The 1,006-nt window shown below is 43.9% G+C and carries 1 pseudogene; it reads right to left on the bottom strand.

From position 1 onward, the window contains the following. A pseudogene (locus JN414_RS16385) lies at nt 1–603 on the bottom strand (autotransporter adhesin family protein); the annotation flags it as partial. Nucleotides 604–1,006 lie beyond the last annotated feature (403 nt).

Genomic DNA, 1,006 nt, shown 5'->3' with positions numbered 1-1,006 from the left:
AATTGTCGTCGTTGTCAGGCTTCCGCCAGAGTCGACGTGGCCTGTCCCGCCGTTAATTGTGCTCCCTTCTACCAAACCACCAGAAGCAATTTCCAAAACAGCGCCAGATTGAATCTGAGTATTGCTCACAGTTCCTTGTACGCCAATGCCTCCTCCGCTGGCGACAATGGTATTCACCGAGCTTCCACCAGCACTCACTACCAAGGTAGCATTATTGGCAACAATTCCACCGCTGAGTTTTCCACCAGAGCGAACTTTATTGGTTCCACTAAGTATGGCGCCACTAGCACCTTGGTATACACCGCCATTGGCAACTGAAACGCTTGTAGTAATACCACCAGAACTAACGAAATAAGTTCCACCAGATTGAATACTTCCTCCGGAAACTATTCCTCCGCTTTCGACTACAATTTTTCCGCCACTTTCGATGATCCAGTTACTCTTACCGTCCGTTTCGGTAAGAGATCCTCCAGACCGGATGACAATCTCTCCATTGTTTGTAACTGTCTGAAAACTCGCAGAACCCCCTGATGATATTATTTCTTGGTAATTATTTACCGTAACATTAGATACAGACTGCCCATTACTAATTACTATGGACACAAATAATCTCCCAACTTTATTATACCAAAAATCAAAGGTATAAATAAAGTTATAAAAATTATACTTTATAATACCAAAGACCGTTCTCTTTTAACAAACAAAACAATAATCTCTTTGATTTATATCAAAAACATACAACTTCGATGCGAAAATTCAAAGAACCCTTGATTGGAAGCGCCTGGCTCGTTCTTCCGAACTGGGGACGTGTTGGTTATAGATTCCCTGAGCCGCCTGCGATTTGTGCTTTGAGAAAACGGGGGGATATCCCCTGCTGGACGGTTCTGGAGACTGTTCGGATGACTAGTTTAGGGCCTGTTAGGCCTTAAAATAGGTAGTGAACCGCCCAGCTCATCTGTGATGAGCATGATGCAGTCTGTATTTTCCGATGATGCGTGGTCGATCT

This window comes from Gluconobacter sp. Gdi, assembly GCF_014132155.1.
In the GTDB taxonomy this organism is placed as follows: Bacteria; Pseudomonadota; Alphaproteobacteria; order Acetobacterales; family Acetobacteraceae; genus Gluconobacter.
Note: the sequence above shows the minus strand (reverse complement) of the source record. Positions and strands in the feature narration are given on the sequence as shown.